This is a genomic window from Pseudomonas sp. BR20 (genome assembly GCF_050780135.1).
Taxonomy (GTDB): Bacteria; Pseudomonadota; Gammaproteobacteria; order Pseudomonadales; family Pseudomonadaceae; genus Aquipseudomonas.
In genome coordinates this window covers 6,352,781-6,367,228 of the sequence record NZ_CP172012.1, presented here as the reverse complement: position 1 = coordinate 6,367,228, position 14,448 = coordinate 6,352,781, and the positions used below count along the sequence as shown (strand labels likewise).

General features: G+C 60.1%; 14 protein-coding genes. 5 read left to right on the top strand and 9 right to left on the bottom strand.

Annotation, left to right across the window (positions count from 1 at the left end):
- Nucleotides 1-29 precede the first annotated feature (29 nt).
- Nucleotides 30-1,961 (top strand): patatin-like phospholipase family protein, encoded by a 1,932-nt coding sequence (locus ACHPFG_RS29390; RefSeq protein ID WP_431701144.1) that lies wholly within the window; start codon nt 30-32, stop codon nt 1,959-1,961.
- 71 nt (nt 1,962-2,032) lie between these two features.
- On the top strand, nt 2,033-2,923 hold the full coding sequence (locus ACHPFG_RS29385) for a formate/nitrite transporter family protein (RefSeq protein ID WP_131697467.1): 891 nt from the start codon (nt 2,033-2,035) through the stop codon (nt 2,921-2,923).
- A gap of 55 nt (nt 2,924-2,978) precedes the next feature.
- On the opposite strand, the gene ACHPFG_RS29380 is transcribed toward ACHPFG_RS29385, so the two are convergent.
- Nucleotides 2,979-4,268: a cation:dicarboxylate symporter family transporter gene (locus ACHPFG_RS29380; RefSeq protein WP_431701143.1), complete on the bottom strand. Its 1,290-nt coding sequence runs from the start codon at nt 4,266-4,268 to the stop codon at nt 2,979-2,981.
- Between the two features lie 34 nt (nt 4,269-4,302).
- Nucleotides 4,303-4,716 (bottom strand): VOC family protein, encoded by a 414-nt coding sequence (locus tag ACHPFG_RS29375; RefSeq protein ID WP_184745073.1) that lies wholly within the window; start codon nt 4,714-4,716, stop codon nt 4,303-4,305.
- A gap of 95 nt (nt 4,717-4,811) precedes the next feature.
- Here ACHPFG_RS29375 and ACHPFG_RS29370 point away from each other — a divergent pair, with 95 nt between their 5' ends.
- Nucleotides 4,812-5,699 carry a LysR family transcriptional regulator gene (locus ACHPFG_RS29370; protein WP_431701142.1) on the top strand — a complete coding sequence of 296 codons (888 nt, stop codon included), beginning with the start codon at nt 4,812-4,814 and terminating at the stop codon, nt 5,697-5,699.
- Between the two features lie 20 nt (nt 5,700-5,719).
- Here ACHPFG_RS29370 and ACHPFG_RS29365 read toward each other — a convergent pair whose 3' ends face one another.
- Complete coding sequence (locus ACHPFG_RS29365) at nt 5,720-6,955, bottom strand: cation:proton antiporter (RefSeq protein WP_431701141.1); 1,236 nt, start codon at nt 6,953-6,955, stop codon at nt 5,720-5,722.
- Nucleotides 6,956-7,149: 194 nt separating this feature from the next.
- Here ACHPFG_RS29365 and ACHPFG_RS29360 point away from each other — a divergent pair, with 194 nt between their 5' ends.
- A complete protein-coding gene (locus ACHPFG_RS29360) occupies nt 7,150-7,536 on the top strand; it encodes an MAPEG family protein (RefSeq protein WP_431701140.1) in 387 nt (128 codons plus the stop codon).
- A gap of 128 nt (nt 7,537-7,664) precedes the next feature.
- Here the strand turns inward: ACHPFG_RS29360 and mltA are convergent, their stop codons facing one another.
- A complete protein-coding gene (gene mltA, locus ACHPFG_RS29355; RefSeq protein ID WP_431701139.1) occupies nt 7,665-8,849 on the bottom strand; it encodes a murein transglycosylase A in 1,185 nt (394 codons plus the stop codon).
- Between the two features lie 128 nt (nt 8,850-8,977).
- Between mltA and ACHPFG_RS29350 the strand changes: the two genes are divergently transcribed.
- A complete protein-coding gene (locus tag ACHPFG_RS29350) occupies nt 8,978-9,427 on the top strand; it encodes a c-type cytochrome (protein ID WP_131697461.1) in 450 nt (149 codons plus the stop codon).
- Nucleotides 9,428-9,433: 6 nt separating this feature from the next.
- Here ACHPFG_RS29350 and ACHPFG_RS29345 read toward each other — a convergent pair whose 3' ends face one another.
- The 5 genes from ACHPFG_RS29345 to ACHPFG_RS29325 all read right to left on the bottom strand — a co-directional run bounded on the left by ACHPFG_RS29345 (nt 9,434) and on the right by ACHPFG_RS29325 (nt 14,421).
- Nucleotides 9,434-9,829, bottom strand: a complete 396-nt coding sequence (locus ACHPFG_RS29345; protein ID WP_131697460.1) for a DUF1090 domain-containing protein — start codon at nt 9,827-9,829, stop codon at nt 9,434-9,436.
- Nucleotides 9,830-9,895: 66 nt separating this feature from the next.
- Complete coding sequence (gene ligB / locus ACHPFG_RS29340) at nt 9,896-11,560, bottom strand: NAD-dependent DNA ligase LigB (RefSeq protein ID WP_431701138.1); 1,665 nt, start codon at nt 11,558-11,560, stop codon at nt 9,896-9,898.
- Nucleotides 11,561-11,655: 95 nt separating this feature from the next.
- The gene (locus ACHPFG_RS29335; RefSeq protein ID WP_431701137.1) at nt 11,656-12,006 is read right to left on the bottom strand and encodes a hypothetical protein; all 351 of its coding nucleotides are present in this window, start codon (nt 12,004-12,006) and stop codon (nt 11,656-11,658) included.
- A 209-nt stretch (nt 12,007-12,215) separates the two neighbouring features.
- Nucleotides 12,216-13,406 (bottom strand): methionine adenosyltransferase, encoded by a 1,191-nt coding sequence (gene metK, locus ACHPFG_RS29330; protein WP_083356355.1) that lies wholly within the window; start codon nt 13,404-13,406, stop codon nt 12,216-12,218.
- 19 nt (nt 13,407-13,425) lie between these two features.
- The gene (locus ACHPFG_RS29325) at nt 13,426-14,421 is read right to left on the bottom strand and encodes an ArsR/SmtB family transcription factor (protein ID WP_131697456.1); all 996 of its coding nucleotides are present in this window, start codon (nt 14,419-14,421) and stop codon (nt 13,426-13,428) included.
- Nucleotides 14,422-14,448 lie beyond the last annotated feature (27 nt).

Sequence of the window (14,448 nt, the reverse complement as noted above, 5' to 3'; positions counted from 1 at the left end):
GATTACACCCCCGCAGAGAGAGTCAGTGCATGAAAGTGCTCAATCCGGTCACTCCTGTTCAGTCTCATTTGCATGGAAATGCCGGAGTCAGCGCCGATCACACGGCGAAGACGTTGTTGGTGGACAGTGGCGGCGAGCGCAATCTGACCCTCCTTCGCGATCCTCAAGGGCGGGTGGAGGTGGTGTTATCGCCGCCGCCCGTCACGCATTTGGTGCTCAGTGGTGGTGGGGCCAAGGGCGTCGCTTTCTCGGGAGGCGTGCAGGCACTTGAAGACGCAGGGACACTGGAAGGCATTCGGGTGATCTCCGGTTCCTCCGCCGGCGCGATTTCCGCAGCTTTGGTTGCCAGTGGCATGGGGGCGGCAGCATTCGATGGGCTGTCGGACAACATCAATCTGCCCAGTCTGCTGAACAGCAAAGACCCTGTGACGGCCTGGTTGCAGGAAGCCAGTTCGACGATTGGTAAGCAGGTGGGGCGCTTGCCGGGCCTGGTCGGCAACATTTCCCAGTTGCTGATGACCCTGCTGCCACGTCTGAAAACCGCTGCCGTTCCGCTGGAGGAAATGATCCGCGACGAGTCGCGCAAGGCGCTTCTTGGTCATATTGCCGACACTCCCAGAGAAACCCGTCCCGCCGACGTCATGCGCATTGCTGACAAGCTCAGTGCAGGTGGCGCGCCCACGTTTGCCGACCTTGAGGTGTTAAGTCGCAATATTCCAGCGGTCAAGCAACTCAATATCACGGGTACTGGCATGTTTGGTGGGCGCCCACAGTTGGTAGTGTTCAACAGCAGTTTGACTCCGGACATGGATATCGCCCGCGCCGCGCGTATTTCGGGTTCGTTGCCTGTACTGTTCAAAAGCCCTGTGGAACAAGGGCATGGCTTCCAGATGGCATCTGAAACCACGGCCTTTCAGGACGGTGGCCTGCTGCTCAATACACCAGCGTCGGGCGTGGTGGACCGTTTGTTTTCCGAGAGCCCCCTGAGTAAGTCTGAGTCGCTGATCATCAAGTTCGAGTCAGACCCCGTCGGGGCGCCAGCCCAACGTGGCGGTTTTTTCAGCAGCCTGGTCGACTGCATCACGGGAACACCCCACTCGGCCGCCGAGGCTTACCAGGATAAAAGGCTCGAAGCATTTGCCGACCAGACGCTGGCGTTGCCACTTAATACCGAAAAAGGCGATTTTCGCGGCCTGCTCAACGGTACGGTCAACTTCACCATGAAGGATGAGTACAAGCAGCACCTGCAGGAGAGGGCGCGTGAAGCGGTGGAGGGGCATCTGCAGCGTCGTGCCACGACGCGTGAGTCTCACTCGTTCGGTACGCTGGATGAAGCGGTGCTGGCGATGGATGATAAAACACTGGCCAGTGTGCAGCCGGCATTGCAGAAAGACACGGCCGCTGCCAGTGTGCTGATGTTTCGAGAAGAAGCGAAGCAGGTGTTGCACGCCCTGGACCGTGCGATTACTGCGGTCGAGAAGTCCCATGATGGCTTGCTGTTCACACCGAAGCTGTCGTCGGCAGTTCGTAATCTGGATGCACTTGCCCGCAGTCCCGAGAAAATCGAATGGTTGGGACGGCGCTTGAATGACCCTGACCAACATAATTTCCAGGCGTTGCTGCAAGTGGCTGCCAAACGGAGTGCCGGCGATGCTTCACCCTCTTCCAGGGTCATGACCTGCGCTGTCGCTGAAATGAAGCGGCGCGATATCGCGGTGAGTGCCGAGAGCTTTACGCGGGAGGTCATCTACCCATCGTTGTTCCGACCAGGCCAGCCTGCGTCGAATGTTGAACTGTTACAGCGCGCAGCCCGAGACTTGGCCAAGGCCACTACGCCACTCGCGTTCAACCGTGTGCTTGATGACCTCAGCGAAAAATACCAGGCGCGCAACAAACCCTGGAGCACGCCTTCCAGTTCCACCACTGTGGAGATGGCCAAGGCTTGGCGCATGCCGGTTTAGTTGTCTGGTCACTGAACAGCTACCGCGCCAGCATGTCGTAGCTACAGGCACCCCTCGGACTCTGGAACATCATGGCTACCCACGAAGACGGCAAGACCCCCAACCTGTCGCAGGAAGAGCAACAGGACGTGGACAAGAACCAGCCACCCCGCGCTGCGGTGCTCCACGAAATCATCCGAACCCAGGGCGACCAGGAGTTGGAGCGCAGCGTCGCCGCCTTGTGGTGGTCGGCCCTGGCCGCAGGCTTGACCATGGGCCTGTCGTTGATGGCCATGGGGCTGCTCAATTCACGCCTGCCGGACGGCGAAGCGTTCAAGGTGATCGCCAGCTTCGGCTACTGCGCAGGCTTCCTCGCGGTGATCCTGGCGCGTCAGCAACTGTTCACCGAAAACACCCTGACCGCCGTGTTGCCGGTGATGAGCAAGCCTACACTGGCCAATGCCGGGCGGCTGATAAGGCTCTGGAGCGTGGTACTGGTGGGCAACCTGTGCGGCACGCTGTTGGTGGCGTATGTGATGCTGCACCTGCCGATCTTCGACACCAAGACCGACATGGCCTTCCTGGACATCGGGCGCAAGATCATGGAAAACGACGCCGGCCAGATGTTCGCCAAAGGCATCGTCTCCGGCTGGATGATCGCCACCATGGTGTGGATGATCCCTTCGATGGAAAGCGCCAAGATGTGGATCATCATTCTGATCACCTACCTGATGGCCCTGGGGGATTTCACCCATATCGTGGTGGGTTCGGCGGAAGTGTCATACCTGGTGTTTGCCGGTGAGCTGCCGTGGAAAGACTTCTGGCTGGTGTTTGCCGGCCCCACACTGGCCGGCAACATCATCGGTGGCAGCTTCATCTTTGCGCTGATCAGCCATGCGCAGATTCGTAGCGAAACCAAGGCACCTTCTGCAACTCACTCCGGCGCACGGGGGCAGCTTTCTCAGAGTAAGAAAAAGGCCTGATATTGCCCCGCAAAGACTCAAACGCGTTCTTTGCGAGGCACCTGGATCAGGACTTTCAGACTTTGAGCGACGCGCCGGCAGAATCGGCGGCAATTGTGCGGTCAGGTGTCTTCAGTTGACCCTCCCACCGGGCAATCACCAATGGCGCCAGCGCGTTGCCCAGCACATTCAACGCTGTGACCGGCATATCCATCAGGCGATACACGCCTGCAATGATCGCCACTCCTTCCACGGGCAGACCCGCCGCAGTCAAGGTCGCGGTAAGGATGATAAACATGAAACCTGGCACGCCCGCCGCGCCCTTTGACGTCAACACCATGATCAATACCAGCATCCCCTGATCCGCCAGACTCAGGTCGATGCCATATGCCTGGGCGATGAACAACGTGCCCAACGCAGCAAAAAGCGATGCGCCATCCAGGTTGAACGAGTAGCCCAGCGGGATAACCATGCTGGTAATAGGGCGCGGAGCGCCGTAGCGCTCCATTTTTTCGATCAATTGAGGCATTACTGTTGCTGACGCGGCGCTGCTGTAGGCCAGCAACAATTCACTGCGTATCTCCCGCACCAGGTGGAAAAAGCCGACCCCCGCCAATCGTGCAACTGCGCCCAATACGCACAATGCAAATAACAGCACTGCGACATAAGTTGTGCCGATCAGTTTGGCCAGCGGCAGCAAGGCACTCAGGCCAAAGCTGGCGACGGTGACTGCGATCAGCCCGAAAATGCCGATCGGCGAGTAATGCATGACCAGATGGGTGACTTTGAACATGGTGTCGGAGATGCCCTGCATCACGCTGATCAGGGGGGCCTTGCGCTGCTCGGGCAGCATAGACAAGGCGCAGCCGAACAGGATGGCGAAAAACAGCACGGAGAGCAGCTTGCCCTGCGACATGGCCAAGACGATGTTATCCGGCACGATCGCCAATAGCGTTTGCCCCAGATTCTGCGTTTTGCCGTTGGCGGCCAGTTCTGTTACTGGCGTCTGCAACGTACTGCCAAATTCGGCACCTGAGCCGGGCTCGACGACGTTTCCAACGATCAGACCAAAGACGATTGCAATACTGGTGATCGTGAAGAAGTAAACGAAGGTCTTCACGCCAACGCGTCCCAAGGCGGCAGGATTTCCCATCCCGGCAATGCCGACGGTCATGCAAGCAAAGACCAAAGGTACGACGATCATCTTCATCAGCTTGATAAACAAGTCGCCTGCCGGTTGCAGCAGATTGTCAATGAACCACGTCTTGTGTTCGGGAAACTGGTTGAGAAGGATGCCGACGATTATCCCGGCAGCCAGGCCGATCATGATGCGAGTCACAAGGCTGGTTGGTTTTTTGGTGGTCATGTAGGTGCCCCTTATTGTTGTAGATGTCAGGGATTTATTGAGCGAACAGCGCGGCGAAGTCCTTGAACCCTTTCACCTCGATGGGGTTGCCGCTGGGATCAAGAAAAAACATCGTGCGTTGCTCGCCTGGCTCGCCGGCAAAGCGGATCACTGGCGGAATCTCGAAACATGTACCCAGGTGGGTAAGGCGTTCGGCAAGCGTCAGCCATTCCTCAAGCGGTAACACCACGCCGAGATGCGGCATCAGGACATGATGCTCACCGACCAGCCCGGTACGTGTGGTGGGAAACGGCGTGCCCAGGTGCAGTGAAAGCTGGTTCCCGAAAAAATCGAAGTCGATCCAGGTCTCGCTGCTACGGCCTTCCGTGCAGCCCAAAACATCTCGATAAAAAATGCGCGCCTGATTTAGGTCATAAACATGATATGCAGCGTGGAAAGGTCTGTTCATGGGGGGGGCATCTCTGTGTGGGAGAACCCTCAAATTAAACAGGTCGTGTACCTGGGTAAAACGGGTTCGCCTTGGTCTGAGCGAAAGGAAAACTTATGGATGTTCGATTCCTGAGAAGTCTGGTCGCCGTCATTGAAACCGGCTCCATTGCTGCGGCCGCGCGACGTGAAAACCGTACCGCAGCGGCGATCAGCCAACGGGTCAAGACGCTTGAGCGAACACTGGGGTGCACGCTGCTTATGCGCACTGCGCATGCCGCATGGCCCTCAGACCAGTGCCTGCTGTTGCTGCCAAAAATTCAGGCGGTCATTGAACAGGCGCGCGAGTTGCAGGAGGACCTGAGCCAAGATGGCTTATCGGGAGAGATCAAGATCGGTGCCATTTCGACGGCATTGACCGGGGTCTTGCCGGGAGCGATTGAGCGACTGGCGCTTTCGGCACCAGGGCTGAGACTGAAGATCACACCGGGTGACTCCAGAAGCCTCTATGAGAGATTGCTGGCCCAGGAGCTGGACGCGGCGATTCTTGTCAGGCCACCCTTTCAGCCACCCAAGGCTTTGGCGACGACCTTGTTGCGGGCTGAACCTCTGATATTGATTGCCCCCGCTGGGTTTGGCACGCAAACGTTAGAAGCATTGCTGCGCGAGCGGCCATTCATCCGCTATGACGCTCGTTCGTGGGGTGGGCAGATTGCCCAGCGTTTCCTCGATGAACAGTCCTTTGATCCGCAGGTGTTGTGTGAGCTGGATGCCTTGGAAACCATCGTCATACTGGTCGCCCAAGGCATGGGTGTATCACTGGTGCCGCAGTGGGCAGGGATGTCTCGCAATGGCCTGTGTGTCTTGCCGGTCGACGACGCGCCGCGCTATGCGCGGGATCTGGTCGTCATGCATAGCTCGACGCCGCGGCGCCCACTGGCGATGCGGCACTTGCTTGAACACCTGGGCAATCGCAGTGCGCCCTTAGGCAAATGTGTGATGTAGCGACGTAATTGCTCACAGCTTCACAGAGGCTCGGCTATGCGCTTTACGACTCGGCCAATGGTCAAGCCCTGCACCAGGATCGACGACAGCACCACGATGTAGGTGATGCTCAGCAGCAGATCGCGCTCCGGACCCAGTGGCAGGGCCAGCGCCAGTGCCACTGAAACCCCGCCGCGCAAACCGCCCCAGGTCAGGATACGGATGGTGCCGCGCGGCACCGTGCGCCAGCGGCGCAGCAACAGGATCGCCGGGGCCACGGTCAGCAGGCGAGACAGCAGGATCGCCACCGCCAGCAAACTGGCCGCGAACACGTGCAGCCAGTTGAACGGCAACAGCAGCAACTCCATGCCGATCAGCGCAAAGAGCAACGCGTTGAGCATGTCATCGAGCAGTTCCCAGAAGCCGTCCAGGTAGCGCCGGGTCATGTCGTTCATCGCCAGCTTGCGCCCCAGGTTGCCGATGATCAGCCCCGCCACCACCATCGCGATCGGTGCGGAGACGTGCAGTTCGGTGGCCATCGCCGAGCCGCCGATCACCAGGGCGAGAGTCAGCATCACTTCGATCTGGTGCTGTTCGATGCTCTTGATCATCAGGTACACCAAGTAGCCGATCAGCCCGCCGAAGACCACGCCGCCAATTGCCTCATGGGCGAACAGCATGGCCGTGGCGCCCACGGTCGGCGTCTCGCCCAACTGTGCGATACCCAGCAATACGGTAAACACCACCACCGCCGTGCCGTCGTTGAACAGGCTCTCGCCCACAATCGTGGTCTTCAGCGGTTTCGACGCATTGGCGGTTCGCAGCACGCCCAGCACCGCAATGGGGTCGGTGGGTGAGATCAGTGCGCCGAACAGCAGGCAGTAAAGGAAGCTCACGTGCCAGCCAAACAGGGCGAAGATGTAATAGGCCAGGCTGCCGATCACCACGGTGGCGATCAACACGCCGAAGGTTGCCAGCAGGCCGATGGGCCAGCGGTAGCTGCGCAGGTCGTTCAAGTTGACGTGCAAGGCGCCCGCGAACAGCAGGAATGACAGCATCCAGTTCATCAGCAGGTCGCCGAAGTCGATCTGGCCGATCAGTTGCTGGATGCGCTCCTCCAGGCCTGGGTAGCCGAGCAGGCTCAGGCCTTGCAGGAGCAGGGAAAACAGCAGGGCCGTGACCATGACACCGATGGTGGGCGGCAAGCCGATAAAACGGAAGTTCACGTAGGTGAGCAGGGTGGTGAGGCAAATGAAGGCGGCGACAAGTTCAAGCATCCGGGGTCCTTGGAAGGTGGGTGGTGGAGTGTTAGTGGGGGGATGGACCGCAGTGGCGGCTTGAGGTTGCAAGGTCTTGGGCGAAAGTGCGGTAGAACCTTTCGGTGTCGCGCGGCTCATAGCGGTTAGGTGCGATATTGGGTTTTTAGTGCTAGAACTCTAATCGCTGCATAAAACTACAAAAGGAATGAGTGATGACGGCTGCTTTCTGGTGTGTGTTGATCGCGATTTTTCTGCCTTACCTGTGTACGGGGGTGGCCAAGTTCAGTGGCGGCAAGTTCGGGCTCCGGCAGAACCACGACCCGCGTACTTTCCTGGATACACTCGACGGGTTTGCCAAGCGGGCCCACAGTGCGCAGCTCAACAGCTTTGAAGTGACGCCAGCGTTTGCGGCGGCGGTGATTATCGCCCATTTGGCCGGCACGGCCGAACTGGTGACCATCAATGTGCTGGCCGTGCTGTTTATCACCAGCCGCCTGCTGTACATCATTTGCTACTTGGCCGACTGGGCGATATTGCGTTCGCTGGTGTGGGCGGTGGGTATGGCGTTGATTGCGAGTTTCTTCTTCGTCTCGATCTGACCCGATTTCTGTAGGAGCGAGCTTGCTCGCGAAGAATGAACAGACGACGCGGGCTGCCAGAAAGCGCTGCGTTATCGTTGACGTTTTTCGCGAGCTAGCTCGCTCCTACGGGGTGTTTTCGGCGAGTGTCAGGTTCCGGTAGGTGCATCCGGCACCTGCGGCAATGCCGCGCCCTTGGGCCACAGCATCCAGATCTGCCCTTGCTGCTTCATGTTTCCCGCCAACTCTCCGGCAGCATCACCCGTGCCCCAGAACAAATCCGCGCGCACTTCACCGGTGATTGCACCGCCGGTGTCCTGCGCGGCGACGGGGCGTGCCAATGGCGAGCCGTCGGGCTTGGTAGTCGACAGCCACAACAGGCTGCCCAGCGGAATCACCTTGCGATCCACCGCCACGCTGTAACCGGCCGTCAACGGCACATTCAGCGAACCGCGTGGACCTTCATTACTGTCGGGGCGTGCGCTGAAAAACACGTAGCTGGGGTTGCTCGCCAGCAGTTCCGGGATGCGCTCCGGGTGCGCTTTGGCCCAAGCGCTGATGGCGCCCATGGTCACGTCTTCTTTCTTCAACTCGCCTTGCTCCACCAGCCAACGGCCGATAGGGCGATAGGGGTAGCCGTTCTGGTCGCCGTAACCGACGCGCAGCTGGCGCCCGTCCTTGAGTTGAATGCGGCCCGAGCCCTGGATCTGCAGAAATTGCAGGTCCATCGGGTTGGTCAGCCAGGCAATCGGCTTGGCGGTGGAGCCCTGGCCGTTGATCGCGCTGGCATCGTCATAGGGCTTGAGCACACGGCCTTCAAGGCGACCGCGCAGGCGTTTGCCCTTGAGTTCCGGGTAGATGCTTTCCAGATTGACGATGATCAGGTCGTCCGGCACGCCATACACAGGAACATGGGCGGTGGCGGTCTTGGTCAGGCTGCCGGGGTAGACCGGTTCGTAGTAACCGGTGATCAAGCCGTTGGGGGTGTTGTCGGCCGAACGCAGGCCGAACACATCCAGGCGCTCCTTGAGAAAACCGCGCACCGCCACGGCATCGGCGGGCACGCTGGCTGCTGCGGCACAGGTCGCGCCCCATACCGGGTCTGCCTTGAGGCGTTGACAGGCGCTGCGCCAGGATTCAAAACCGGCCAGCAAGTCGGAGTCGGACACGCTCGGCAAAGCCTCCCAAGTGGCATTCACGTAGGTGGCCACGGCGTGGGGTTTAACAGTTTCATCTTTGCCGGCGTCTTTGCCCGCGTCACAGCCTGCCAGCAGTGCAATTATCGGCAGAGCCCACGCCAGGCGGCGGCTCCAGTGTTTCAATGTGAAATTCATGCAAACAGTTCCTGAAGCGATTGCCTGCGCCGCAGCGCCTGTGGGCAATCCTTATTATTAATAGGGCTATTGGTCTTTACGGGCGGGGCGAGGATACTGGCCGCCGTTTCCCGTGACCCTGAGCCACCATGACTTTTAAAAAAATTACACTTGTGCTGTTGGCCTGCCTGACGCTGTCCGCCTGCGGCGGTGTCGACCCGAATTCGCCCCTGGGCCAGCGTAAGGCGATCTTCAAGCAGATGCTCAAGACCGGCGAAGACCTGGGCGGCATGCTGCGTGGGCGCATCCCCTTCGATGGCGCGAAATTCGCCGAAGGCGCGGTCAAGCTCGATGCGCTGTCCCATGAACCGTGGAAACACTTTCCGAGCGTACGCGAAGAGGATCACACCAGTGCCAAGGACGACGTGTGGCAAAAGCAGGCGCAGTTTCAGCAACTGGCTCGCGACCTGGAAGCGGCCACCGGTGAGTTGGTGATCGCCAGCCAGGTGCAGCCCTACAAGGCCAGCAACCTTACGCCTGCCGTACAGAAAGTCGAAGATGCCTGCAGTGCCTGCCATAAACAATTTCGGGATCACTGACCGGTTTTACTGGTCGAGTTCTTCCACGGCGTCCTGCAGTTCCTTGCGTGACTCGGCGAGTTTGTCCTTACGCTTGTTGATCTTGTCCGCGTCGCCTTTTTTCATCGCCTTGTCGAGGTCGGCCTGACGGCGGCTAACCTCATGCTTGGCGTCGAGTACCTTGTTTTCGCGCTCCTTCCTCAAGGAGGCATCCGTGCAGTTGGCGGTGACTTCGCTCAGGGCTTTTTCCAGGCCGGCTTGCTGGTCGCTGTTGCCGTGGGCCTTGGCTTGTTCGATCTGTGTGCTGATGGCCTGGCGCTTGGCGGCGCAGCCGGTGAGTGGGGTGGCTTCTTCGGCGGCCAGCAGTGGCGTGGCCATGAAGCTTGCGACGGTCAACAGGGCGAAAGGGGCGAGGAATTTCATGTGGAGCTCCAGGTGCGCAAATAGCAGGGTGAATTCTGCTGTGATTCAAAGGTGGCTGGGTTGGGTTCAAAAACCATCTATTCCGGTCACGCGTAATGTTTCAGCCAGGGTCTGTACGTGTGGGTCGCGAAAAAAAGCGCTCAGTTGCGCCGCGCGGCCCGGGCCGATGCCATCGATGGCCAGCCAGGCCTGGGTGTCTCTGGCGACCAGCGTCTGCCAGTCGCCTTCCAGGTTGTTACGTGCCGCCGGCGGTACACCCAAGGCCTTGAGCCATTGCGCAAAGGGGCGTTGCCGAGCGCTGTGAAGGCTGTGGAGCAGCCGCGTGCGGCTGCGCTCACCGAAGCCATCAATGTTAGCAAGCTCTGCCGCATCCAGGGTTAACCAATCGAGAAAGCCTGCGATTAGACCGGCCTGGATCAATATGTTCCACGTCTCGCGGCCTATGTGTGGCAATGCCAGGCCCTGGTTGCCGCTCAGCCAGGTAAGGCGTGCGAGCAGCTGTTCTTCGCAGCCGGGGTCCAGTTGCCAGCAACTCAAGGCGTGAAAGTCCCGAGGGTCGGGCACTGGCAGCTCGACCCTGGTGGTATTGCGCAGAATCACTTGGTCCAGCCGAGGGATCACTTGGCCCGCCAGGCTGATGGACACTTGGTCGCCCGGGCGAATATCCAAGGCTTGCCAGCGCTTCAAGGAGCCGGCGTTGACCCGGCTGATCTGGCGGTCGTCCAGGTGCACAGGCTCCAGTTCCAGAATGGGCGTGATGCGTCCGGTGCGGCCGATCTTGAACTGCACCTGGCGCACCAGAGCCAGGGCTTTGGAGGCTGGGTACTTCCAGGCGACCGCCCAATAAGGCGCGCTGACCTGCCAGCGCTCGGCAGGTGCGCGTAATGCCTGGTGCAGCACCACCCCGTCGCTGGCGAAGGGCAGTGGGTGGTTGTACCAATAAGTGCGCCAGTGCCCGGCTTCGGCGATGTTCTGGACTGGCTGGCTATAGCGCTGGCTGTCGGTGAACCCCCAGCGTGCCAGGGTGGCCAGGCGTTCGGCAAAGACAGCGGGGCCGTTCGGCCAGGCCCAGACAAACAGGCCGATGCCCGCGGCGTCGGTGTCGCTCAACTGCCGGCGGTTCATCAGTCCAGCCACCTTGCTGCGCGCGTTGAGCCCGCCACGAGCCGATTGCACATGCTCGTCAAGGCGCCAGTAGAGCTCGCCTTGCAGCACCAGATCGATGGGTTCCGGCAGTTGCTGGACAATGGCGGGGATCTTGCGCGCGGAGGCTGACCAGTCCTGGCCGAGCGCTCCATCGCCTCGGCTGATCAACTGCTTCAACTGGCCCTGGCGATACACCAGGGTCACCGCCACGCCGTCGACCTTGGGTTGAATCCACACGTCTTGTCGTGTGTTCAGCCAGGCGCCGACGGCTTGTTCATCCAGCAGTTTTTTCAGGCCGGTATGGGCGACCGGATGCGGCAAGGTGCCCCGGGCGCTGGCCAGTGGGTTGTCAGGTTGGGTGGTGACTTGTGAGAAACACTGGCGCCAAAGGGTCAGGCGCTGGAGGGCCTGGTCGTAGAGTTCATCGCTGACGGGGGATTGGCCGAGGCGGTGGTAACTGTCGTCCCACAGGCGGATTTGTTCGGCCAGGGTGTCGACCTGGGTCCGGGCCTCATCGGAGCAGTTTTCAGCCCAGGCCGAAAAGGGTAGAACGCTGAGTAGAAGAGCAATCAATAAACGCATCATGAGCATCCTTGCTCGAAAGGGGCGCCCAGCCTAAATGATCCCTTCACCCACAAAAAAGCCCCGACGATGCGGGGCTTTTTACCGGGTGTTTCGGCTTACTTGAACAGACCGCCCAGTGCTTTCACGGCATCAGGCTTATCAGCCTTGGCTTCCTGGGTTTGCTGCTTGGCGTCGGCTTTGGCTTGGGCTTCAGAGAGTTTGTCACAACCTTTGTTGATCTGGTCTTGCGCCGCTTTGAAGGCCTTCACTTTCAAGCTGTCTTTGCTGGCTTCGGCCGCATCGATCTTGGTTTGCAGGTCTGCGGATTGCTTTTGGCAGTCGCCAGCGTTGCTGACACCCAACTGGGAGCCCAGGGCGCCGCTCAGTGCGCTCAGGTCGGCGGCGTGGGCCGACAGGGCGAACAGGCTGATCAAAAGGGCGGCAGGGGCGAGCGTGGAGATGCGCATGAAAAACCTCAATGTTCGATTGCCTGCGCACTTAGGAATCCCGGGCTGGCGCAGGGCAATATCCAAATAAGGTAGAGGCCCGAGAGGGCGCGGATTCTAGAGGGCCATTATTTCGCCTGCAAGCATTGGATCCAAAAAATGTGAAGAGAGTCCCGCAATAAAAAAGCCCCGCCGGGCAAACCCGGCGAGGCTTTATGTACCGTGAGCGGTTACAGGCCGGCGGCAGTGCGCAGGTCGTTGGCGCGGTCGGTTTTTTCCCAGGTGAAGGTAGTGAAGGTGTCGTCACCGACGGTCTTCTGCGCAGGGGTACGACCGAAGTGGCCGTAGGCTGCGGTTTCCTGGTACATCGGGTGCAGCAGGTCGAGCATGGTGGTGATCGCGTAAGGGCGCAGGTCGAAGATCTCACGCACCAGCTTGACGATCTTGTCATCGCTGATCTTGCCGGTGCCGAAGGTATTCAGCGAGATCGACGTAGGCTGGGCCACGCCGATGGCGTAGGACACCTGAATCTCGCAACGCTCGGCGAGGCCGGCAGCTACGATGTTCTTGGCCACGTAGCGACCGGCGTAAGCGGCCGAACGGTCAACCTTGGATGGGTCTTTACCGGAGAACGCGCCACCGCCGTGACGGGCCATGCCGCCGTAGCTGTCGACGATGATCTTGCGACCGGTCAGGCCGCAGTCACCTACCGGGCCGCCAATGATGAACTGGCCGGTGGGATTGATGTGGAACTGGGTGTCCTTGCTCAGCAGTTCGGCCGGCAGCACGTGCTTGACGATCAGCTCCATTACGCCTTCGCGCAGGTCGGCGTAGGAAACGTCCGGGTTGTGCTGGGTCGACAGTACAACGGCGTCGATACCGACCACTTTTCCGCCTTCGTAGCGGCAGGTCACCTGGGACTTGGCATCCGGGCGCAGCCAAGGCAGCAGGCCGGATTTACGCGCTTCGGCCTGACGCTGCACCAGCTGGTGCGAGAAGGTGATCGGTGCCGGCATCAGCACGTCGGTTTCGTTGCTGGCGTAGCCGAACATCAGGCCTTGGTCGCCGGCGCCCTGGTCTTCCGGCTTGGCACGGTCGACGCCCTGGTTGATGTCGGGCGACTGCTTGCCAATGATGTTCATCACGCCGCAGGTCGCACCGTCGAAACCGACGTCGGAGCTGTTGTAGCCGATGTCGGTGATCACGTCACGAACGATCTGCTCCAAGTCAACCCAGGCGGTAGTGGTCACTTCGCCAGCGATGATCGCTACACCGGTTTTCACCAGGGTCTCGCACGCCACACGGGCGAACTTGTCTTCAGCGATGATGGCGTCCAGCACCGCATCAGAAATCTGGTCGGCGATTTTGTCCGGATGCCCTTCAGACACGGACTCGGAGGTGAAAAGGGAGTATTCGCTCATCTCGATGTTTTCCTGATATTTACCGATGGTGAGTGTCGCCAGTCGGTCGCTGAAAGTGGCGGACCTGGATCTGGAAACCATTACGTAAACCTACATAGAGGCTTTCCCCGGGAACGAGTCCCGCAGCGGTGGCCCAACGGGCCAGATCGTCCTGTTCAAAACCCAACCAGAGATCACCGCAGGCCTCCCTGGCCCAATTCTGGTTGTGGCTGCATAAATCCGTAACCAACAGGCTACCGCCGGGTTGCAGCAACCCGGCCATTTGCTTTAAGGCGTCGGCGGGGGCAGCGAAATGGTGCAGGACCATGTTCAGCACCACGCAATCGGCCTTGATCGTTGTGCTGCTCAGAGCATCAGCCAACTGCAGGCTGACATTGCCTAACGCCTCGCGCTCACAGAGCTGGCGCGCCAGTTCGAGCATCGCCGGGCTGTTGTCCAGCGCCGTGACTTGCTGAAAGCGGCGCGCCAGTTCCGGCAGGAAACCGCCATCCCCAGGCCCAACTTCCAGTGCCGTGGCCCCTTCACTGAAGCTCAGCTTGTCCAGCAGCGCCAGTACGCTGTCGCGGTATTGGGTCAGGCCTGCGATCAGGTCCTGTTGGGCGCGAAATTTGTCGGCAACCCGTGCGAAAAAGTCCTGGCTCGCGGCGGCCCGTTGCCCGTGGACCTGGCCGATGCGTGACTGCACGTCATTTGGCAGGCTCAGGCTGTCCACTTCCTCAAGTAAGGCGGCGTGCAGCTTGCCGCCGAGCAGGTCGGTGTGGGGCAGGGCGCGGCGGTAGAAAATCGCATTGCCTTCGCGGCGGGTGGCGACCAGGTCGGCCTGGGACAGCACCTTCAGATGGTGGCTCATGCCGGACTGGCCGATGGCGAAGATCTGTGCCAGTTCCAGCACGCCGAATGAATCGTTGGTCAGTGCGCGCAGTACGTTCAGACGCAATGGGTCGCCAGCGGCCTTGCACAAGGCTGCCAGGTCTTCGCCGTCGTCAGGACGCAGGGTGGGCACGGGTAGGTTCATAAGACCAGCAGTCTAGTGACGGGTGGG